The 17116-nt window shown below is 72.6% G+C and carries 19 protein-coding genes; 8 read left to right on the top strand and 11 right to left on the bottom strand.

The window, feature by feature from the left end; genetic code table 11:
• The first annotated feature begins 73 nt into the window (after positions 1 to 73).
• Positions 74 to 586: a monooxygenase family protein gene (locus BM290_RS24805; RefSeq protein ID WP_093618026.1), complete on the top strand. Its 513-nt coding sequence runs from the start codon at positions 74 to 76 to the stop codon at positions 584 to 586.
• Here the strand turns inward: BM290_RS24805 and BM290_RS24800 are convergent.
• From BM290_RS24800 to BM290_RS24780, 5 genes are all read right to left on the bottom strand, one after another.
• On the bottom strand, positions 583 to 1812 hold the full coding sequence (locus BM290_RS24800) for an FAD-dependent monooxygenase (RefSeq protein WP_177319884.1): 1230 nt from the start codon (positions 1810 to 1812) through the stop codon (positions 583 to 585). The two genes, BM290_RS24805 and BM290_RS24800, sit on opposite strands and share 4 nt — an antisense overlap.
• A 117-nt stretch (positions 1813 to 1929) precedes the next feature.
• Positions 1930 to 2637, bottom strand: coding sequence for a nucleotidyltransferase family protein (locus BM290_RS24795; RefSeq protein WP_093618494.1), 708 nt, complete (start codon positions 2635 to 2637; stop codon positions 1930 to 1932).
• A 10-nt stretch (positions 2638 to 2647) separates the two neighbouring features.
• Positions 2648 to 3295: a response regulator transcription factor gene (locus tag BM290_RS24790; protein ID WP_093618024.1), complete on the bottom strand. Its 648-nt coding sequence runs from the start codon at positions 3293 to 3295 to the stop codon at positions 2648 to 2650.
• Positions 3292 to 5295 (bottom strand): sensor histidine kinase, encoded by a 2004-nt coding sequence (locus BM290_RS24785; RefSeq protein WP_239143650.1) that lies wholly within the window; start codon positions 5293 to 5295, stop codon positions 3292 to 3294. Before BM290_RS24785 ends, BM290_RS24790 begins: the two co-directional genes overlap by 4 nt.
• Before the next feature lie 8 nt (positions 5296 to 5303).
• Positions 5304 to 5801 (bottom strand): hypothetical protein, encoded by a 498-nt coding sequence (locus tag BM290_RS24780; protein WP_093618022.1) that lies wholly within the window; start codon positions 5799 to 5801, stop codon positions 5304 to 5306.
• Between the two features lie 248 nt (positions 5802 to 6049).
• On the opposite strand from BM290_RS24780, the gene BM290_RS24775 reads away from it, so the two are divergent.
• From BM290_RS24775 to mptB, 3 genes are all read left to right on the top strand, one after another.
• Positions 6050 to 6619, top strand: a complete 570-nt coding sequence (locus BM290_RS24775) for a hypothetical protein (protein WP_093618020.1) — start codon at positions 6050 to 6052, stop codon at positions 6617 to 6619.
• A gap of 76 nt (positions 6620 to 6695) precedes the next feature.
• Positions 6696 to 7034: a hypothetical protein gene (locus tag BM290_RS24770; RefSeq protein WP_093618018.1), complete on the top strand. Its 339-nt coding sequence runs from the start codon at positions 6696 to 6698 to the stop codon at positions 7032 to 7034.
• 131 nt (positions 7035 to 7165) lie between these two features.
• Positions 7166 to 8515, top strand: coding sequence for a polyprenol phosphomannose-dependent alpha 1,6 mannosyltransferase MptB (gene mptB, locus BM290_RS24765; RefSeq protein WP_093618016.1), 1350 nt, complete (start codon positions 7166 to 7168; stop codon positions 8513 to 8515).
• A 252-nt stretch (positions 8516 to 8767) separates the two neighbouring features.
• Here mptB and BM290_RS24755 read toward each other — a convergent pair whose 3' ends face one another.
• From BM290_RS24755 to BM290_RS24745, 3 genes are all read right to left on the bottom strand, one after another.
• Complete coding sequence (locus BM290_RS24755; protein WP_093618012.1) at positions 8768 to 9190, bottom strand: hypothetical protein; 423 nt, start codon at positions 9188 to 9190, stop codon at positions 8768 to 8770.
• 45 nt (positions 9191 to 9235) lie between these two features.
• Positions 9236 to 9838 (bottom strand): hypothetical protein, encoded by a 603-nt coding sequence (locus BM290_RS24750; protein ID WP_093618010.1) that lies wholly within the window; start codon positions 9836 to 9838, stop codon positions 9236 to 9238.
• Between the two features lie 97 nt (positions 9839 to 9935).
• Entirely contained in the window at positions 9936 to 10703 is a 768-nt protein-coding gene (locus tag BM290_RS24745) for an NADPH-dependent F420 reductase (RefSeq protein WP_093618008.1), read from the bottom strand.
• A 169-nt stretch (positions 10704 to 10872) separates the two neighbouring features.
• On the opposite strand from BM290_RS24745, the gene BM290_RS24740 reads away from it, so the two are divergent.
• The 4 genes from BM290_RS24740 (at position 10873) to BM290_RS24725 (ending at position 13181) form a co-directional block, all read left to right on the top strand.
• Positions 10873 to 11475 (top strand): TetR/AcrR family transcriptional regulator, encoded by a 603-nt coding sequence (locus BM290_RS24740; protein WP_203779464.1) that lies wholly within the window; start codon positions 10873 to 10875, stop codon positions 11473 to 11475.
• Positions 11476 to 11573: 98 nt separating this feature from the next.
• Positions 11574 to 12383, top strand: coding sequence for a hypothetical protein (locus BM290_RS24735; protein WP_203779465.1), 810 nt, complete (start codon positions 11574 to 11576; stop codon positions 12381 to 12383).
• 5 nt (positions 12384 to 12388) lie between these two features.
• Complete coding sequence (locus tag BM290_RS24730) at positions 12389 to 12760, top strand: GntR family transcriptional regulator (RefSeq protein WP_093618004.1); 372 nt, start codon at positions 12389 to 12391, stop codon at positions 12758 to 12760.
• A gap of 61 nt (positions 12761 to 12821) precedes the next feature.
• Positions 12822 to 13181 carry a VOC family protein gene (locus BM290_RS24725; protein WP_093618002.1) on the top strand — a complete coding sequence of 120 codons (360 nt, stop codon included), beginning with the start codon at positions 12822 to 12824 and terminating at the stop codon, positions 13179 to 13181.
• 81 nt (positions 13182 to 13262) lie between these two features.
• Here the strand turns inward: BM290_RS24725 and BM290_RS24720 are convergent, their stop codons facing one another.
• From BM290_RS24720 to BM290_RS24710, 3 genes are all read right to left on the bottom strand, one after another.
• Positions 13263 to 14666 carry a DUF4352 domain-containing protein gene (locus BM290_RS24720; protein ID WP_143133926.1) on the bottom strand — a complete coding sequence of 468 codons (1404 nt, stop codon included), beginning with the start codon at positions 14664 to 14666 and terminating at the stop codon, positions 13263 to 13265.
• A gap of 445 nt (positions 14667 to 15111) precedes the next feature.
• Complete coding sequence (locus BM290_RS24715; protein WP_239143651.1) at positions 15112 to 16443, bottom strand: sensor histidine kinase; 1332 nt, start codon at positions 16441 to 16443, stop codon at positions 15112 to 15114.
• Complete coding sequence (locus tag BM290_RS24710) at positions 16440 to 17096, bottom strand: response regulator transcription factor (protein ID WP_177319883.1); 657 nt, start codon at positions 17094 to 17096, stop codon at positions 16440 to 16442. Before BM290_RS24710 ends, BM290_RS24715 begins: the two co-directional genes overlap by 4 nt.
• Positions 17097 to 17116: the final 20 nt, after the last annotated feature.

The following is a 17116-nucleotide window of genomic DNA, read 5'->3' as shown; positions in this document are numbered from 1 at the left end:
GCGCATCGGACAGCCGGGATGCCCGGTGCGCTGCCTTACGATCGGAGCATCCTGACCTGAAGGAGATCCGGCGATGGCGAGCCGTGTCAATCGAGAGACCGTCGACCTGTCGTCCTATCCCGACCTGGTGGTGATCTATCTGGGTATGCGGGTCAACCGGCTCTACGGCCTGCGCACCCTGATGACCCGCGGCCCGCGGATCGACCGGTCCGGCGAGCAGCCGGACGGTCTGCTCGCGCACGAGACGTTCCTCTGGTCGCTGTTCCCCATGCACCTGGGCATCCGTCAGTACTGGCGTGACCTGCCCACGCTGCTGGCCTGGGCCCGCTCCGAGCCGCACCGCGTGTGGTGGCGCGACTTCCTGCGCGACAGCGGGGGCACCGGCTTCTGGCACGAGACCTACCTGCTGCGCGGCGGCATGGAGGCGGTCTACGACGACATCCCGCAGCGCCGCGGCTTCGCCTCCTTCGCCCCGGTGCAGCCGGCCCGCGGCGCGATGTTCGGCGCGGCGGCGCGTGCCGGCCGCCCGGAGGACGACCTCGCCCCGGTCGTCACCGAGGACGACCTCCACGCCCCCGGGACCTAGGGCTCCGAGGGCCGGGCGTTCCACGGTTCGCGGGGTGCTCGGGAGTCCGGCACCGCCGCGTAGTCGGGCAGCTCGACGCCGTTGATCGCGCGCTCGACGACCGCCATCAGCGCCTCCATGTCGGGCTCCGGGGCCGGTTCGGCGCCCGGCTCGGGGACCGCTCGGCTCTGTACGTGCAGCCGGCCGATCTCCTGGTTGGCCTCGACGAAGGGGCGCATGCGCCGCTCGTACCCGGCGAATGCGGTCTGCGGGTCCCATCCGGCGGCGGCCAGCTCGCCGGCCAGCAGATACGCCCCGACCAGGGCCATTCCGGTGCCCCCGCCGGAGAACGGCGACGAGCTGAACGCCGCGTCGCCGAGCAGCGCCACGCGCCCGCTGGACCAGCGATCCATCACCACCTGGGCGACCTGGTCGAGGTAGAAGTCCGGGGCGTCGTCGAGATGCGCGAGGATACGCGCGGTCTCCCAGCCCAGGCCGGCCATCCGTTCGCGCAGCAGTTCCTTCTGGGCCGCGACGTCGCGGTGGTCGATGTCGAAGCCGGGCGTGGGGAACGACAGCATGGCCATCGCCCGGGTGGCGTCGGGGAGCGGTCGCAGGCCGGCGGAGCGCCCGGACCCCGGGTCCTGATAGTCGATCAGCCAGCGGTCCAGCCCGAACTCGTTCGGCACGCTGTAGAAGGCCAGCACCCGCCCGAGGTGCCGGACGAACCGCTCGTGCGGTCCGAAGACCATCGCCCGGAGCGCCGAGTGCAGCCCGTCCGCCCCGACCACCAGATCGAAGCGCCTCCTGTCGCCACCGGCGAAGGTGACATCGACGTCGTCCGCGTTCTGGGTGAGCTCGGCGATCCGGTCGCCGAAGAGGTACTCGACGCGGTCGCGGGTGTCGTCGTAGAGCACCCGGGACAGGTCCCCCCGCAGGATCTCGATCTCCGAGATGTACCCGTCGCCGCCGTCGTCGTCCGCGCGGAAGGTCTCCAGCACGGTGCCGTCCGCATCGACGGTGTACGCGCCGGCCGTCTCGGTGCGGGCCGCGCGTACCGCCGCGTCCAGGCCCATGCGCCGGATGACCTCCTTGGCCACGCCGCGGGCGTCCACCGCCTGCCCACCGGGACGCAACGCGCCGGCCCGCTCCACCACCGTCACCTCGGCCCCGCGCCGATGCAGCCAGTGGGCCAGCGCCGGCCCCGCGACACTCGCTCCCGACACCAGCACCCTGATACCGCTCACCACGCCCCCTGTCGGTCCGACTCTCGTCAATCATGGCGGGCCGGCCCGGTCCCCGGTCCGCCCGCCCGGACATTCAGACTCCGGTGCGGCCGGAAACTCATCGCCGGCGCCCGGATCTCAGCGGGTGGTTCGGCGGGCGTCGCGCCAGGCGATCCAGGCCGTACGCCAGCGGGGTGACGCGACGTCCTCGCCGCGGCGGCGGGCGCGGAGCTGCTCGACCAGCCACGCCGGCGCGGCGGCCTGCTCGACCGCCCGGGTCTTGGTGAGCAACTCTCCGGTGCGAAGCGCGTGACGGGCCCGGGCCATCGAGGTCAGCCCCAGATCGGCGATCACCGGATCGAGCCACATCCAGGGACGCCGGGCCGCCCACGCCCAGTACCCGTCGAGTTCGGCGCGGGCGGCCTCACGAACATCGTCCGCGGTCACGGCCGGGAACAGCGCTTGCGGCGTACGGCCGAACACGGCGTACCCGTGGCGCACGAGCTCGGCACGGGTCACGGCCGAGACGGCACGCCGGACCAGCTGCCCATGGGTCCACGTCGGGTGGGGCGCCTCGATCAGGTGGCGCCGGTCGTGGTCGATGTAGGCGCAGCCGAGCTTCAAACCGGCGCCGACGGACCGGTCGACCCGCCGGTGCAGCGACGACAGCGCAGCCTGACGATCGCCGTCGACCACGCCGCTGGTCACCGCGACGAGATCGAGATCGCTGACCCCGGGAATGTAGTCGCCGGTCGCGACTGACCCGGCCACCAGCAGGTCACTGATCCAGCCGAGCGCGAGCAGCTCGCTGCCGAATCGCGCGAGGACAGGCGGCTCGACGCTCATCGTGCGGACGTCAGGCCCGCAGGCCCGCGTCACGGGCCAGCAGGGCGACACGGACCCGGTCGGTCACGCCCAGCTTGGCGAAGATTGCGGACAGCTGATTGCGTACGGTCTTCTCGCTCAGCCCCAGCCGGCGCGCGATCTGGGCGTTGCTGTCCCCGGCGGTGAGCCGGACGACCACCTCACGTTCCCGCTCGGACAGCCGGTCGAACGGCGCCGGAATCCGGGCCGGCGCCGTCCGCAGGCCGGTCAGCAGCGCCCCCGCCGTCCGCGGGCCGAGCACGACACCCCCGGCGGCGACGGTCCGCAACGAGTCCACCACCACCTCCGGGTCGGTGTCCTTGAGCAGGAACCCGTGGGCGCCGGCCCGCAGCGCCCGCTCCACCACGCTCTCGTCGTCGTCCATGGTAAGGATCAGCATCCGGGTGCCGGGCGCGGCCCGCAGGATCCGGCCGGCCGCGTCGATGCCGTCGCCGTCGGGCAGCACCACGTCCATGGCGACCACGTGCACCGGGTGGACGGCCGCCTCCCGTACCGCCTCGGCGACCGTTGCCGCCTCGGTGACCGTGGCCACCCACGGCTCGCCCTCCAGCATGGCGCGCAGACCGCGGCGCACCACCGGGTGGTCGTCGACGACGAGAACACGCTGGTCGGCGATCATGACACCGGCCCCGTGGGCAGGGCCAGAGCGACCCGGACGGCGGTTCCGCGGGGCTCGGCCGGGCCGATGTCGTAGTCGCCGCCGAGCTCGGCCACCCGCTCCCGCATCGAGTCCAGGCCGACCCCGGCGCCGGGGGACACCGGCAGTCCCACGCCGTCGTCGACGATGTCGATCCGCAGCGACCGGCCGCGCTGCACGGTGACCTCGCAGGCGCTCGCCCGGGCGTGCCGGGCCACGTTGGTCAGCGACTCGGCGACGATCCGGTAGGCGGCCACCTCGACGGCGGCCGGAAGCCCGTCCAGTGGGTGTGCGATCTGCAGCCGTACCGTCAGATCGGTGGTGTCGAAGCGCCGGCACTCGGCGCGCAGCGCGTCCGCCAGGCCGCGGTCCAGCGCCGCGGGGCGCAGCTGGTCGACGAGCTGACGCAGCTCGGCGGTGCAGGCGCGCAGATCGGCGGCGAGGGCGCCGAGGATCCCACCGGCCCGGTCCAGCAGGCGTTCGGCGGCCCGGTCCGGGTCGGTGAGCAGCTTCTGCGCGGCGCGCACCTGCATGGACATGCCCGCGATGGCCGGGCCGAGCCCGTCGTGCAGATCGCGGCGCAGCCGGCGGCGTTCCTCCTCGCGGGCCAGCACCAGGTGCTCCCGCGAGTCCTGCAGGTCACGGATCAGCCGGGTCGCCTCGACGGCCACCCCGGCGTGCAGCGCGGCGTCGCGCAGCAGGCGGCGTTCCCGGCGGGTGAACCGGGCGCCGCGGCTGCGGGTGGCCACCAGCAGCCGGCCGACCCGTGCACCGTGGGCGGCCATGTCGAACGCCTCGATCGGGGTTCCGGCCGAGCCGTGTTCGGCCAGCAGCCGGGGCCCGGCACGGCCGTCGATCTCCACCGCGACGTACGGCACCCGCAGCGACCCGGCGATCGAGGCGGCCAGCAGCGGCAGCAACGCGTTCGGCTCCCCGGTCCAGCCGAGCAGGCCACCGAGCCGGGCGATCACCTCGTACGGGTCGTCGCGGTCGCCGTAGACGAGCCGGTCGACGTGGCGCTGCACACGCCGGCGCAACGGCTCGAACGTCACCGCGATCAGCCCGGTGGCCACCAGCGAGGCGATCGACGTGTCGCCGCCGGTGACCTCGCCGCCCAGCCCGGCGACGATCACCACGTACCCGCCGACCACCAGCACCGTCATCAGCAGCCAGACGATGCCCCGGTGGACGATCTGGTCCAGCCCGTACAGCCGGTGCTGCAGCACGGCCACCGTCATCGCCAGGGGCAGGGCGAGGGTGATCACCGCATACGAGCCGGGCAGGCTCAACACGTTCCACGCCAGGCCGGCGACCAGCAGAGCACCCGCCACGACGAGACAGGCGAGCTGGCTGCGGGTCTCCCCGTCGGCCCGCCGCCACCGGACGACCAGCGAGCCGAGCACGGCGAACAGGCCGAGCGTCGCCAGCAGGATCGCGGCGCCGGCGATCCGTACCATCAGATGGGCCCGTGGCGTCATCACGGTCACCACGGTGAGCAGGTCGCGGGGATGGTCGACGGCGCCGGCCGCCAGAGCCGCGCTCGCGATCACGCTCGCCGCGGCGATCCCGACGGCCAGGGGCCGCCACCGTCGCGACGGCAGCCGACCGTCCGGGAAGTACAGCAGCACCAGGAAGATCAGCCCGAGCGGCGGCCACCACAGCCATTGCGTGAGCCACGCCGCCACCACCCAGTGCGACCAGCTCGCTGCCAGGGTGACGACCGCGGCCAGCCCGCCGGCGGCCAGCGCGAGCCGGCCGACCGGATGGCCGGGCACACCGGCCAGGACCACAGCCCCCATGATCGTGTACGCGACGGCGATCGGCGCGGTCAGCCCGATCACCGGCCCGGTCACCTCACCGGTGCCGCGGACCTGGCCGGCCACCGCCAGCGCCAGCAGCGCCACCCCGGTGACCAGCACGGTCCAGCGCCGGGCCCGGGGGCTCGCCGCGATCGGCGCGGAGGCGTTCAGAACGGTGGCCACCGCGGCGGTCAGAAGATTCCGTGGACGAACAGGTTGTGCAGCAGACTGCCGTCGTGGCCGGTGTCGGCGTCGCCGTGGCCGAACGTGCCGTCGCACCGGCGGATGGCCTCGGCCAGATCGGTCACCCCGTCCAGGCGGGGCAGCCGTGCGACGGCCTCCTTCGGTGACAGCTTCATCCTCGCCAGCGCGTTCTCCGTGGCCGGGTCGAGCAGGAAGTTCTCGACGTCGCCCACGGCGGTGCGCAGCCGGCTCAGCACGATCTCCGGCCCCGGGTCGTCGACGCCGGGCGCGATGCCGACGATCTGCCACTTCCCGGCGACGACGGGATGCATCCGTACGCCCTGTTTGTCGAAGAACTCCACACGCACATCGGCGTCCGCGGTGGTGCCCAGCCCGACCACGGCAGCGAGCAGCGACTTCGCGTCCGGGTAGAAGTGGGCGCGGCTCCCGGTGGCGGAGGTCGCGATGACGATCAGGTTGACGTCCTGGGGCAGGCCAACAGACATGACGGCTCCTCGAGGAGAGATGAGAGGGCCTCACGAATTGTCCTCAGTGTCCCGGGAGCGTGCTGTCACCCACGCGACATGATCCACACATCGGACGACGACGGCCGTGGCCGATATCCGACTCGGACACGCCGGCGCCGGAACGTCCCGGCCGGCCGGGACATCTGCACCACGACCACGGGACACGGCCGCCCCCACGCTGGACGGCGTCGGCCCGCCATCCGGGGCCGCGGCGACGAGGAGAAACCATGCTCAGCACGATGGCCGGTGGAGTCGCGACGTGTGTCCGGGACGGCCGGTTGTGGCGGGTCGAGCTGAACGGCCGCCGGCTGCTGGTCGCGCACAGCGTCGGCCTGCTGCACCTCGCGGTCCTGCTGGCCAATCCGAACGTCGACATCCCGGCGATCGACCTGGTCAGCGGCGCGGCCGCCCTGCCCCGCCCGGCCCGGGCCGGGCAGCCGGTGCTCGACCGCACGGCGATCCAGCAGTACCGGCAGCGCCTGTCACGCCTCCGTGACGAGATCGACGACCTGGAGGCCGGCGGCGCGCCGGACCGGGCCGCCCGCGCGCGGGCTGAACGCGACTGGCTGATCCGTGAGATGACCGCCGGCGTCGGGCTCGGCGGCCGGGCCCGTGACTTCACCGACGAGGCCGAACGCGCCCGCCTCGCCGCCGGCCGCGCGATCCGCCGCGCGATCGCCCGCATCCACGACCTGGACCCGGTCGTCGGCGATCACCTGCGCCACCGCATCCACACCGGAATGCGCTGCTGCTACTTCCCGGCGGCGAACCCCGGCCGGCCCGGCCCGGCACACTGACCACGCCGCATGCTCACGGTCCAGCGCCTCGGCCCCGGCCCGCAACCTGGACTCGGACGACTTCCTCGCCAGGATCGTGCTCTCCCGGATCGACGAGAAGGATCTGACCCGCAAACTCCCGGAACTCCCGCCGGGCGTGCGCTACCGCTCGGTCACCGTCGACCCGGCCGGCTTCCTGACCGCATCAACGAAGGGCTCCCACCAGGACACCAGGATCCGGTGGTACGCCCGACCGAAGATCACCGGGAACATCCTGGACATCGCCCCGCAGCAGATCGAGATGTTCGGCCCCCGCTTCCCCGCCGACCTCACCTACCGGGGCGTCGAGGTGACCCCCACCGGCCTGCTGATCCACGTGGAGGGCAAGGACGTGATCCTGGCCAAGGGCGCCCTCGGCGGCGGAGCCTCCTGCTGACGCGACAGCAACCGGCGCGGGTCACCCGTACCCCTGAAGGGTCTTGATCGTTCACCGCGACTGTGTCGGCTGTTCCCCCTCGATCGCTACGGTGACCCGCGCCGGACGGCGACGAAGGGGAACCGTTGAGCGTGCGCGAGTGGCAGTGGCTGGGTGTCGCCGGCAGCACGCTGGTCGCCGTGGGCGGGCTGTTCGTGGGTGTCGGGCCGTCGGGTGACGCGGTGCAGCTTCCGCACGACGCGGTCGCGGCGATCCTGTGGCCGATGGCCGTCTGCTACCTGGGCATGAGCCTGCTGATCCTGGCCTGGTGGGCGATCGGGCGGCTCCGCCCCGAGCCGGCCGTCGTGATCCGCACCGCGGTGATGTGGGCGATCCCGTTCACCCTGAGCGGGCCGATCTTCAGCCGCGACGTCTACAGCTACCTGGCGCAGGGCGCGATGACGGCGGCCGGGATCGACCCCTACCGGTGGGGGCCGTCGGCTCTCGGTGGCGAACTGGCCGCCAACGTGCCGCCGATCTGGCAGGACACCCCGGCGCCGTACGGGCCGGTCTTCCTCCGCCTGGCCGGCGCCGTCACCACCCTCACCCGGCACGAACTGTGGCCCGGCCTGATCGGCATGCGCCTGCTCGCGGTCGCCGGCGTCGCCCTGCTCGCGGTCACCCTGCCACGCATCGCCCGCGAATGCGGCGCCGACCCGTCCACCGCGCTCCGGCTCGGCGTGCTCAACCCGCTGGTCCTGCTGCACCTGTTGGTGGACGCCCACAACGACGCGGTGATGATCGCGTTGATGTGCGCCGGGCTGCTGCTCGCCCTGCGTCACCGGCCGGTCCTCGGCGCCGTGCTGATCACCCTGTCCGGGCTGGTCAAGGGGCCGGCACTGCTGAGCCTGGCGTTCCTGGCCGTGCTCTGGGCGGGCCGGCTTCCCGGCCGGTTCCGTCTGGTCCGCGCCGTGGGTGCGACGCTGGTGATCTCCGGGGGTACGGCCGTAGCCGTCACCACGATCGCGGGAACCGGCTTCGGCTGGATCCCCGCCCTGCGAGCCCCGACCCGGGCCCGCACGTGGATGTCCCTGACCACCGATCTCGGCGGGCTGCTCGGCGCCCGCGAGGCGGTGTGGCTCGCCGGGCTGCTGCTGGCCTGGGCGATCACCCTGCTCCTGCTGCATCGCGTCGGGACCGGCGCGGACATGGTCGCCGCCCTCGGGTCGGCGCTGGTTGCGTTCGTTCTGCTCAGTCCGGTCGTACACGTGTGGTATCTGCTGTGGGGTCTCGTGCCGCTCGCGGCCGCCGGCGCCGAACGGGCGCGGCGCCTGGCCGCCTGCGCGTCACCGGTCCTGGTGCTGCTGGCCCCGCCGAACGACGCCCCACCCGGCGCCCCGCTGGTCCTCGGTGGTGTCCTCGGCACCGCCGCGGGGCTGCTGGTCTACACCGTCGTCCAGGCCACCCGGCGCCGCACCGGCCTGGTCCTCGACGCGGCGTGACGGTCCTCAGCCGACCTAGTCCACGAAGCCGAGCCGCCGTTTATCGCGATGGCGGCCCGGTTACGGGGATGGTGGAACGCCACGAGGAGTCGTAGAGGGATCGGCGCTGCTCCGGCGCGTCGCCGAGGGCGGCCATGGTCGTGAACCGTATGCCGGATGATCGGGCCCGATCCAGGTGTCGCTCGAACCGTGTGTCGTCGAAACCGTCGATGTCCGGTTCGAGTTTCACCCACTCCACCATGGGAACGGACTCTATCGATGCACGGCGTGCAGCGCGTCGTCGAGACCGTCGAACAACCGATCGCCCGGGTCCTCGCCCAACTCGTCGGTGACCAGGCTGGTCAGGGCCTTGCGGCAGGCGTCGGACACCACGACCGCCGGTGCGACGCCGCCGACGATCGCGTCGTTGAGGACCGAGGCCATCATGTCGCCCCATCGGTAGTCGAGTTCGCGCAGGTCCAGCACGACCCCGGCCGGGGCGAACGCCCGCAGCGCGAGGCCGATCACCGCGCGCATGAACAGGGCGTCGCCGTTGCCGGAACTGCCCACGCCGTACGCTCCCGCGAAGGTCACCACCAGCAGGTCGTCACCGTCACCACGACGGGCGGTCGCGAACCGGTACCGGATGGCACTGAGCTCGCCGAGACTACGTGGGGTGATCACAAACGCCGGCACAGCGCGATTATCCCGGTGCGGTTCCGGCATCCGCTTCGGGAGCGCCTAGCTGTGGACGAGGACGGCGGCGGGGAAGTCCGACGGGTCGCAATGGCGGTACGCGGTGGTCAGCGCCCGCGGCGGCAGGCCGAGAGCCTCGATGATCGCCCAGTGCTGAGTCTCGGCCATCACATACGGCGAGTCGCGTAGGGCCGTGCCGACGGCGTCCACATCGAGCGGCCCGGCCGCGAACGGCGCGAACGCCTCCGGGTCGTCACCGATCGGACCCTCGGGAATCTCGAAGTCGACCGGATACACCACGTTGTCGATCATCGGGTGGAACTGACCGTCGTCGTCCTCGAACATCTCCACCGTCATCTCGACGTCGGAGATGTACGTGTGCACGGTCTCGCCGTCCCGGACCACATACAGACGGATGAGGTCTGAGTCGAAGACGTACATCGCCAGCGCCGGACGCCCGAGCCGCACACTCAGGTCCTTGCCGATGGACCGGACCGGGGCGCTGTCCCGGTCACCTTCCGCCGGCACCACCGCGACCCGCTCGTCGGCCAGCGGCACCACGACCGCGGTGACCCCGGCGTCCCGCAGAGCATCCACTGTCGCCTGGAACTCCGCGGCGACGAGCAACGTCTCGTATGTCGATCCCATGAGGAGCAGACCTTAGCCGATCACCGATCCGGTCGGGTGTCCTGTGCCCGGCGGGGGAGGCGCGGTTCGAGCACCGGACACCTGACCGGCCGGAGCGTCAGGCGATCATGCGGTCGGCGGTGAGTTTGCGGGACGCTCCGGCGAGCAGGGCGCGCAGCCGGGCCGCGGGGAGCGGGGCGCCCGGGTCGGGGGCGGGCAGTTGCGGGGGATTGCCGTTGCGCAGCGCTTCGACGAGGCGTTCCCAGGAGGCCATGACGGCGTCGGGGTCGGCGGAGTAGGGCAGGACGTAGGGGTCGGTCTCGGGTTCGAACCGCCAGCTCTCGGACAATGGGCCTGCGTCGACCGTGTCGAAGCCGAGCCGGCTGATCAGTTCGGCGGCGTCGGCCTTCGCCTGCGGGTCGTCGCCGGCGATGGGGAGCGCGGTACGGTCGGGCGCGCCGGCCGGGCGGGCCAGCGCGGGGATGTGATGGTCGCTGATGCTGTTGAAGGCCTTGACCAGGTGGGCGCCGGCCAGGTGCTGCTGGACGAGTTCGCTGGTGGTGAGTTCACCCGTGTCGAGCCGGGGGAGTCGCCCGTCGCGTGAGGCGTAGTAGTTGCTCGTGTCGAGCACCACCTTGCCGGCCAGCTCGGCGACCGGAAGCTGCCGGTAGGCGGCGAGCGGGATGCTCACCACCACCCGGTCGCCGGCCCGGGCGGCTTCGGCGGGGGTCGCGGCGCGGGCTCGGGCGCCGAGTTGCGCCACGGTCTCGGCGAGGGTCTCCGGTCCGCGAGAGTTCGCCAGGACGACGTCGATGCCCGCCGTGATCGCCTGCTGGGCGAGTCTGGTGCCGATGGCGCCGGCGCCGATGATGCCGAGTGTTGCCATGGTTGATCTCCTCATGGTGCGGACGAAATGGTGCGGTCGAAATGGTGCGGACGAAGCGGAGCATCTGCTCCGTCTGAAGCTAGCACTAAACGGAGCGGCTGCTCCTATTGCGCACGTCATAAACGGAGCAGATGCTCCGGCGCGTGGGCGATGTCGTACGCTGGACGCCGTGACGCTCGCCGACCACGCCGCTCCCGCGCCCCGGCCCGGTCGCCGCGCCGACGCCGAGCGCAACCGGGCTGCCATCATCGAGGCGGCCACCGTGGTCTTCGCCGAGTGCGGCGGCGGTGTGGACGTCCGGGAGATCGCCCGGCGCAGCGGTGTCGGCATGGGCACGCTCTACCGTCACTTCCCGACCAAGGACGAGTTGCTCGCCACCGTCCTGGAGCAGCAGCTCGACACGTGGCTCACCGACGCCTACCGGCAGGCCGTGGCCACCGAGGATCCCTGGCGGGCGCTCACCGGCTTCTTCGAGCAGCTGCTCGGCAATCAGGCCGGCAACCGCGCCGTCGTCGAGAGCTACACCGCCACCGGAGGCCCCGGCAGTGCCTGCGTCCAGCGCTGCTATGCGCTGATCGACCAGCTGCGCGTCCGCTGTGCGGACGCCGGCGTGCTGCGTCCCGGCGTCACCACCGACGATCTGTTCCTGCTCAGCGGCGCCCTGAGTCAGGCCGTGCTGACCACCGCCGAGAGTCACCCCGGTCAGTGGCGCCGCCTGCTGCGCATCTCCCTCGACGGCCTCAGCAGCCGTAACGCCGAGCCCCTGCCCTGACGTGGGCCGGCCACCCCTCGGCGGATCCACAGTTGACTTGTCTCAAGGCTTGTCGCAACATGGTGAGACAAGGGATGCGACAAGCCGGGGAGGCCGCCATGCCGGGAAAGGCACGTCCGACAGAACTGGAGATCGCCCGCCTGTGGCTGAAGGGGCACGGCCTGGCCGACGTCACGCCGACACCGATGCTGGCCGCTCGCCTGACGGTCCGGCGACGGGCGCGACTGGGCGCGGCCATCCTGCCCGCCGTGTTCCTGATCGCGACCGCCCTCGTCTACGTCTCCGCGCTGCCGTGGCGATCCACCGGCGACGGATTCGGCACGCAGCGGAGCTGGTCACTGGTCGTGCTCACGGCGCTGGTCGCCGGCCTGGTGCTGGGCCTGTCGCTGCTGAACCGGTGGGTGCGGCGAGTCGACCGGAAGGCCGCCGCGGATCTGCCCCGGCGGGCGGCGCACTCCGTACGCCCCGGCTGGCGAAGCGTCCTCGGCCTGCCCCGGACCGCCCTGCTGGTGATCACCTACGCGGCCTCGGCGGTGCTGGGCACGGTGGCCCTGACCATGCGGGAGGGCGCCGCCAGGTATGCGGCGATCATCCTGCTCATCGGGCTCTGCGGAGTCGCCGCCGGCACGGCCGTCCAGCTGCGCCACGTGTTCACCCACCCGGTGGTGGCCGATGACGAGGGCTCCCTGAGGGCCGACCACCTCATGCGTGTCGAGGACGCGCGCGAGATGGCCGTACCCACGGTGGTGTGGTCCTTGCCCGTGGTGTCGGTCTTCGACGCCGGCCTCGATCCCTGGAACACCGGCTGGCTCGCCTTCATCATGCTGAGCGTCGTCGCGATCGTCCTGATCACGGCGGGGGAGGGGCGCACCGCCCTGGCCGCCCAGCGCAACGCCGGCACCCGATGAGCAGCATGATCGTCATCGACCCGGCCTCGCCGGTCCCACCGTTCGAGCAGCTTCGTGCCCAGCTCGCCGCGCAGATCCAGGACCGTACGCTGGCTGTCGGCACCCGCCTGCCGACCATCCGCCGCCTCGCCGCGGACCTGGGACTGGCGGTCAACACGGTCGGCCGCGCCTACCGTGAGCTGGAGGAGGCGGGCCTGATCGAGACCCGCGGCGCGGCCGGCTCGTTCGTCTCCGCGGCCGGCGAGCAGGGCCGCGAACGGGCCCGGCGCGCCGCCGCCGAGTACGCCGCCGTCATCGCCAGCGTCGGCCTCGACACCACCGAGGCGGTCCGCATCGTCCAGGCGGCCCTGACCCGGGGCGTCCCCGAGCCCGGCTGAACCGATGAGTTTCCGGCGGGCGCCGGGTCCACCTGAGTGAACCGACTACCCAGGAGGGCTCATGACCTCGATCCAGCCCATCGTCAGCACCCCCGACCTGCCCCGGCTGCGCGCCTTCTACCAGGCTGTCCTCGGCGCCACCCAGACCGTCCGCGTACCCGACGAGGGCCCCGAGTTCTACATCGAACTGCGGATCGGCACGACGGCCCTCGGCCTCGTGAGCGAGAAGGACACCGAGATCGGCGCACCGGTACGGATCATCCTCAGCGCCGAGGTCGAGGACGTGGACGCGCTGCTCCCCGTGGTCGAATCAGCCGGCGGCACCGTGCCCGGCCGGCCCGGCGACATGCCATGGGGCCAGCGGGTCGCCCACGTGCTGGACCCCGACGGCAACATGCTCAACCTGACGAGACAGATCTGAGGGAATCCGTCGTCGTACGCGGGAAGCGGCCGGGCCGGACGGTCGTGCGAATGTGTCGCACGACCGTCCGGCCCGGGTCCCTCAGCCGACCCGCCAGGCGGCCTGTCGTTTCCGGTCGCCGAAGGTGATGAGGCCGTGTGCCGGAGCATCGAACCCCACATAGCCGCTGACCTTCGCGCCCGCCGCCTGGTCACCGGAGACGGCGAGGTCCGAGCCCCCGCAGCCGGTGAATCCGGCGCCGACCCGTTCGTAGGGGGTCCCGTCGGAGTCGACGAACCCGAAGTCGAGCGGACTGATGGTGGTGGCGCCGGAGATGACCTCGTAGCTGATGCGGGCCGTGACGTACCCGCCGTTGTCGGGCGGGAGGCCGGTCGAACCGCAGAACGACTTGTGCGTCGCGATCTTGTCGACCTTGATCCGGACGGTGCCGCCGCCGTACTCCACCACCACCGCTTTGCCGGCCGCCAGCGTGCTGGGCTTCTGCTGCTGAGCGGGTTTCTCCTCCGCGGGGCTGCCGCCGCCGCCGGTCGGTTTCGCCGAGGCGGCCCCTGCCGCCTCGGCGGGCGTCCCCCCGCTGCCCCGGGCGAGCATGCTGCCGTAGATGGCGCCGGCCGTGCCCAGTCCGGCCAGCAGGAGCACGGCCAGCATCGTCACCATCACCCTCAGCCCGGTGTCCGTCTGCCGGCGGACCGGTGTGGGGGTCCCGCCGAGGCCGGTGGTCACCGGTTCGGCAGGCCCTGGACCGTAACCGGCGGGATCCTGTGGCGCGTGTCCCTGCCAGGGATCGGCGGCCGTCCGGTACGGGCCGTATCCGCCGTCGGCGGGCTGCTCCGTGACGCGGTCACCGTCGACGATCCGGCGCAGCCGGTGGGCGAGCTGGTGTACGTCGTGGTCGTTGCCGTTGCGGCCCCGCCCACGGACCATGGCATCGGCGAGCGCCCGCAGCGCGTACGGTGGGATCGCGCCCCCGCCCGGCCGGCACAGGTGGATCGTCAGCTTCCGGCCGCTGACCGGGTCGTGTGCTTCGAGCGTGGGAACCTCCCGCACGGCGACGTGGTGCACGGTGCCGGCCGCGGTGTGACTCCGGCCGGCGGCCTCGTGCCGGGTCGCTGTGCCCGCACTGACATATGCCGTGGACAGGTCGATGCTGCGGGTGCGAAACGCGCCGCGGACGTAGGCGACGGTGCCGTCCAGCCAGGCCGCCGAGCGCACCATCCGCAGCATCAGGACGACCGACAGGCTGACGAGCAGCAGGCCGATCCCGATCGGCACCGCCATCAGCAGCGGCGACATGCCCGGGACGTCGGTGTCGGGGCCGGAGATCCTCCGCGCCCGGTCGGCGAAATCATCGAACTCACCGGCTATGACCACCGGAGCGAAGACGAACACCAGCCCGGCGAACCCGAAGATCACCGCTTCCACCATCGCCCGTCGACGGCGGGCGGGCGGCTCGTCAGCCGCCAGATCGATACCTTTGATGATCACGGCGGGCAGCATAGCGACAGGAGTCCACTGTGCAACGACGCGGATGTTAGCGCTCTCGGATCGCTCCGGCCGGAAGTCGTCGCCGAGAGCGATGCTTCGTGCTGCGAAGACCGCTGCCGGCCCCACCCTGCGAATGCTAAACAATCTTTGCAGATCAGTGCCTTGGTGGCGGCCGTGCCGAGGCCATGACTCCGCACCTCTGTTGGGCGGCTGCCGCGATCGTCCCGTCGAGACATCTTCGGGGGTCCGGATGTGAACGCGAACAAGGTGTGGTCCGATCCCGTCGGCAGGCGGCCTGGGTCGTCGGAAACGCGTCTCCGGACGTCACCGAACCGGCGAACATGATCGAGGGTGGGATCGCCGACCGTCCACCTCCGATCCGGACGAGACCTCGCCCCACCTGCGGCCACCTCGCCCGGCTCGCCCTTCCGTCCGGGGGCCGGGATCAGCCCCTGAGCCAGAAGGCCGCGCCGGAGACTCCTTCCCCGAAGGAGAGCCTCGGCGCGGCGGTCATCGCCGCGGGAACGGCGAGCGGGAGGCGGACGGTGAACGTCGCGCCCATCCCCGGGTGGCCGTCCGCGGCGATCGTGCCGCCGTGGCTGGTCACCACCTCCCGCAGCAGGGCCAGGCCCAGGCCGAAGCGGCGTTCGCCGCCGCCGGGGCCGCGGTGGAAGCGGTCGAAGATCCGTTCGGCGTCGGCCGGGTCGAAACCGTCGCCGGTGTCGGTGACGGTCAGCTCCGCCGTCGTGGGCAGCGCCAGCACGGTCACCGTGATCCGGCCGTCCGCGGTGTGGTGGAGCGCGTTGGCCAGCAGCTCGCTGACCACCCGGCGCAGCGCCGACTCCACCCCGACGACCGGCACCGGCCGCGGCGGTGTGCTCAGGGTGACCGCCGTGGTGCCGGTGAGCGCCCGCTCGGTCTCCTCCACGGTGAGCCGCGCCAGATCGACCGGCGTGCCCGGCCGCGGGTTGTCGGCACCCAGACGTGCGGACAGCAGCAGTTCGTCGACAATCTCGCCGAGCCGGCGGGTGGTGCCGACGAGCCGGTCCAGGTCGCGGCGGTCCGCGCCGTTCTGCGCCGCCCGCCGGGCCAGCAGCTGGGCGCGGGTGTGGACCTGCGCGATCGGGGTGCGCAGCTCGTGGCTGGCGTCGGCGACGAACCGGCGCTGCCGGCTGAGAGCCTCGGCCAGCGGGGCGACCGCCCGGTGGCCGACCAGCATCGCGGCCAGGATCGCGGCGAGCAGTCCGGCCACGGCGGCCAGCAGGAACGCGGTGAGCAGATGCCGCCGGTCGGCGTTCTGGAAGCGGGCGTCGAAGACGGCCTGGACGATGCCGGCGCCGCGGTCCTGGGTACGGATCCAGTAGGTGGTGCCGTCCCGGTCGACCTGCCGGTCGCGGGTGGCGCCGGTGGCGGCCACCTCCTCGGCGTCGTCGCGCAGCGGCAGCCCGGCGGGAGCGGCCCGGTCGGCGTGGGTGAGCCGGCCGTCCGGGGCGTAGAAGAAGATCCAGCTGCAGGTGGGCGGCCCGGCGATGATCCCGTTGCGGATGCCGTAGTCCAGCTCCAGGCCGATCTGTTCCTCCTGGCTGTGCCGCATGACCTCGTACGCGAAGGCGCCGGCCATCGCCAGCAGCGTCGCGATCGCGAGCCCGACCAGCAGCCCGATCTGCCAGCGGGCGCGCCGGACCGCCCGCAGTTCGACGTCGCGGGCCGCGGCGGGCCCTGCCGATGTCCGAGCCCGCGCCCGCCGGACCGCCCACGGCTCGACGTCGCGGATCACAGCGCGCCCAGCCGGTATCCGAGCCCGTGCACGGTCTGCACCACCCGGCGCCCGAGTTTGCGGCGCAGGTAGTAGACGTAGGTGTCGACGATCGACGCCGCGGCCGCCTCGTCGAAGACCCGGCTGCGCAGCGCCGCCCGGGGGTGCACGGCGCCGGGCCGGGCGGCGAGGACCCGCAGCAGCTCGAACTCGCGCGCCGACAGCGACACCCGGGTCCCGTCGGGCAGCACCGCGTCGCGGGCGCCGAGGTCGAGCAGGCCGCCGCCGATGCGCAGCGCGTCGGTGGCGTCCGAGGTACGCCGGCACAGGGCCCGGATCCGTGCGCTCAGCTCGTCGAGGTCGAACGGTTTGACGAGGTAGTCGTCGGCGCCCGCGTCGAGGCCGGCGATCCGGTCGTCGACGGTGCCGAGCGCGGTCAGCATCAGCGCGCGGGCGGCGACGGCCCGTGCGCGGAGCTTGGTGATGAGGTCCAGCCCGTCGACGGCCGGTAACCGGCGGTCGATCACCAGCACGTCGTACGGCCTGGTCAGGCCCAGGTGCAGTCCGCGCTGCCCGTCCGGGGCCTGGTCGACGTGATAGCCCTCGTCGACCAGGGTCCCGGCGACCATCTCGCGTAGTTCGGCGTCGTCCTCGACGACCAGCAGCCGGCGCATGACATCGAAGATCTCATATG

The sequence above is a fragment of the Actinoplanes philippinensis genome (genome assembly GCF_900113015.1).
In the GTDB taxonomy this organism is placed as follows: Bacteria; Actinomycetota; Actinomycetes; order Mycobacteriales; family Micromonosporaceae; genus Actinoplanes; species Actinoplanes philippinensis.
The sequence above is the reverse complement of the archived record's forward strand: the minus strand, read 5'-3'. Positions and strand labels throughout refer to the sequence as shown.

Excerpts from the sequence above, each read along its gene's own strand:
- BM290_RS24805 (WP_093618026.1), top strand. The coding sequence starts at position 74 with ATGGCGAGCCGTGTCAATCGAGAGACCGTCGACCTGTCGTCCTATCCC.
- BM290_RS24795 (WP_093618494.1), bottom strand. The coding sequence starts at position 2,637 with ATGAGCGTCGAGCCGCCTGTCCTCGCGCGATTCGGCAGCGAGCTGCTC.
- BM290_RS24790 (WP_093618024.1), bottom strand. The coding sequence starts at position 3,295 with ATGATCGCCGACCAGCGTGTTCTCGTCGTCGACGACCACCCGGTGGTG.
- BM290_RS24780 (WP_093618022.1), bottom strand. The coding sequence starts at position 5,801 with ATGTCTGTTGGCCTGCCCCAGGACGTCAACCTGATCGTCATCGCGACC.
- BM290_RS24775 (WP_093618020.1), top strand. The coding sequence starts at position 6,050 with ATGCTCAGCACGATGGCCGGTGGAGTCGCGACGTGTGTCCGGGACGGC.
- BM290_RS24750 (WP_093618010.1), bottom strand. The coding sequence starts at position 9,838 with ATGGGATCGACATACGAGACGTTGCTCGTCGCCGCGGAGTTCCAGGCG.
- BM290_RS24745 (WP_093618008.1), bottom strand. The coding sequence starts at position 10,703 with ATGGCAACACTCGGCATCATCGGCGCCGGCGCCATCGGCACCAGACTC.
- BM290_RS24735 (WP_203779465.1), top strand. The coding sequence starts at position 11,574 with ATGCCGGGAAAGGCACGTCCGACAGAACTGGAGATCGCCCGCCTGTGG.
- BM290_RS24730 (WP_093618004.1), top strand. The coding sequence starts at position 12,389 with ATGATCGTCATCGACCCGGCCTCGCCGGTCCCACCGTTCGAGCAGCTT.
- BM290_RS24725 (WP_093618002.1), top strand. The coding sequence starts at position 12,822 with ATGACCTCGATCCAGCCCATCGTCAGCACCCCCGACCTGCCCCGGCTG.
- BM290_RS24710 (WP_177319883.1), bottom strand. The coding sequence starts at position 17,096 with ATGCGCCGGCTGCTGGTCGTCGAGGACGACGCCGAACTACGCGAGATG.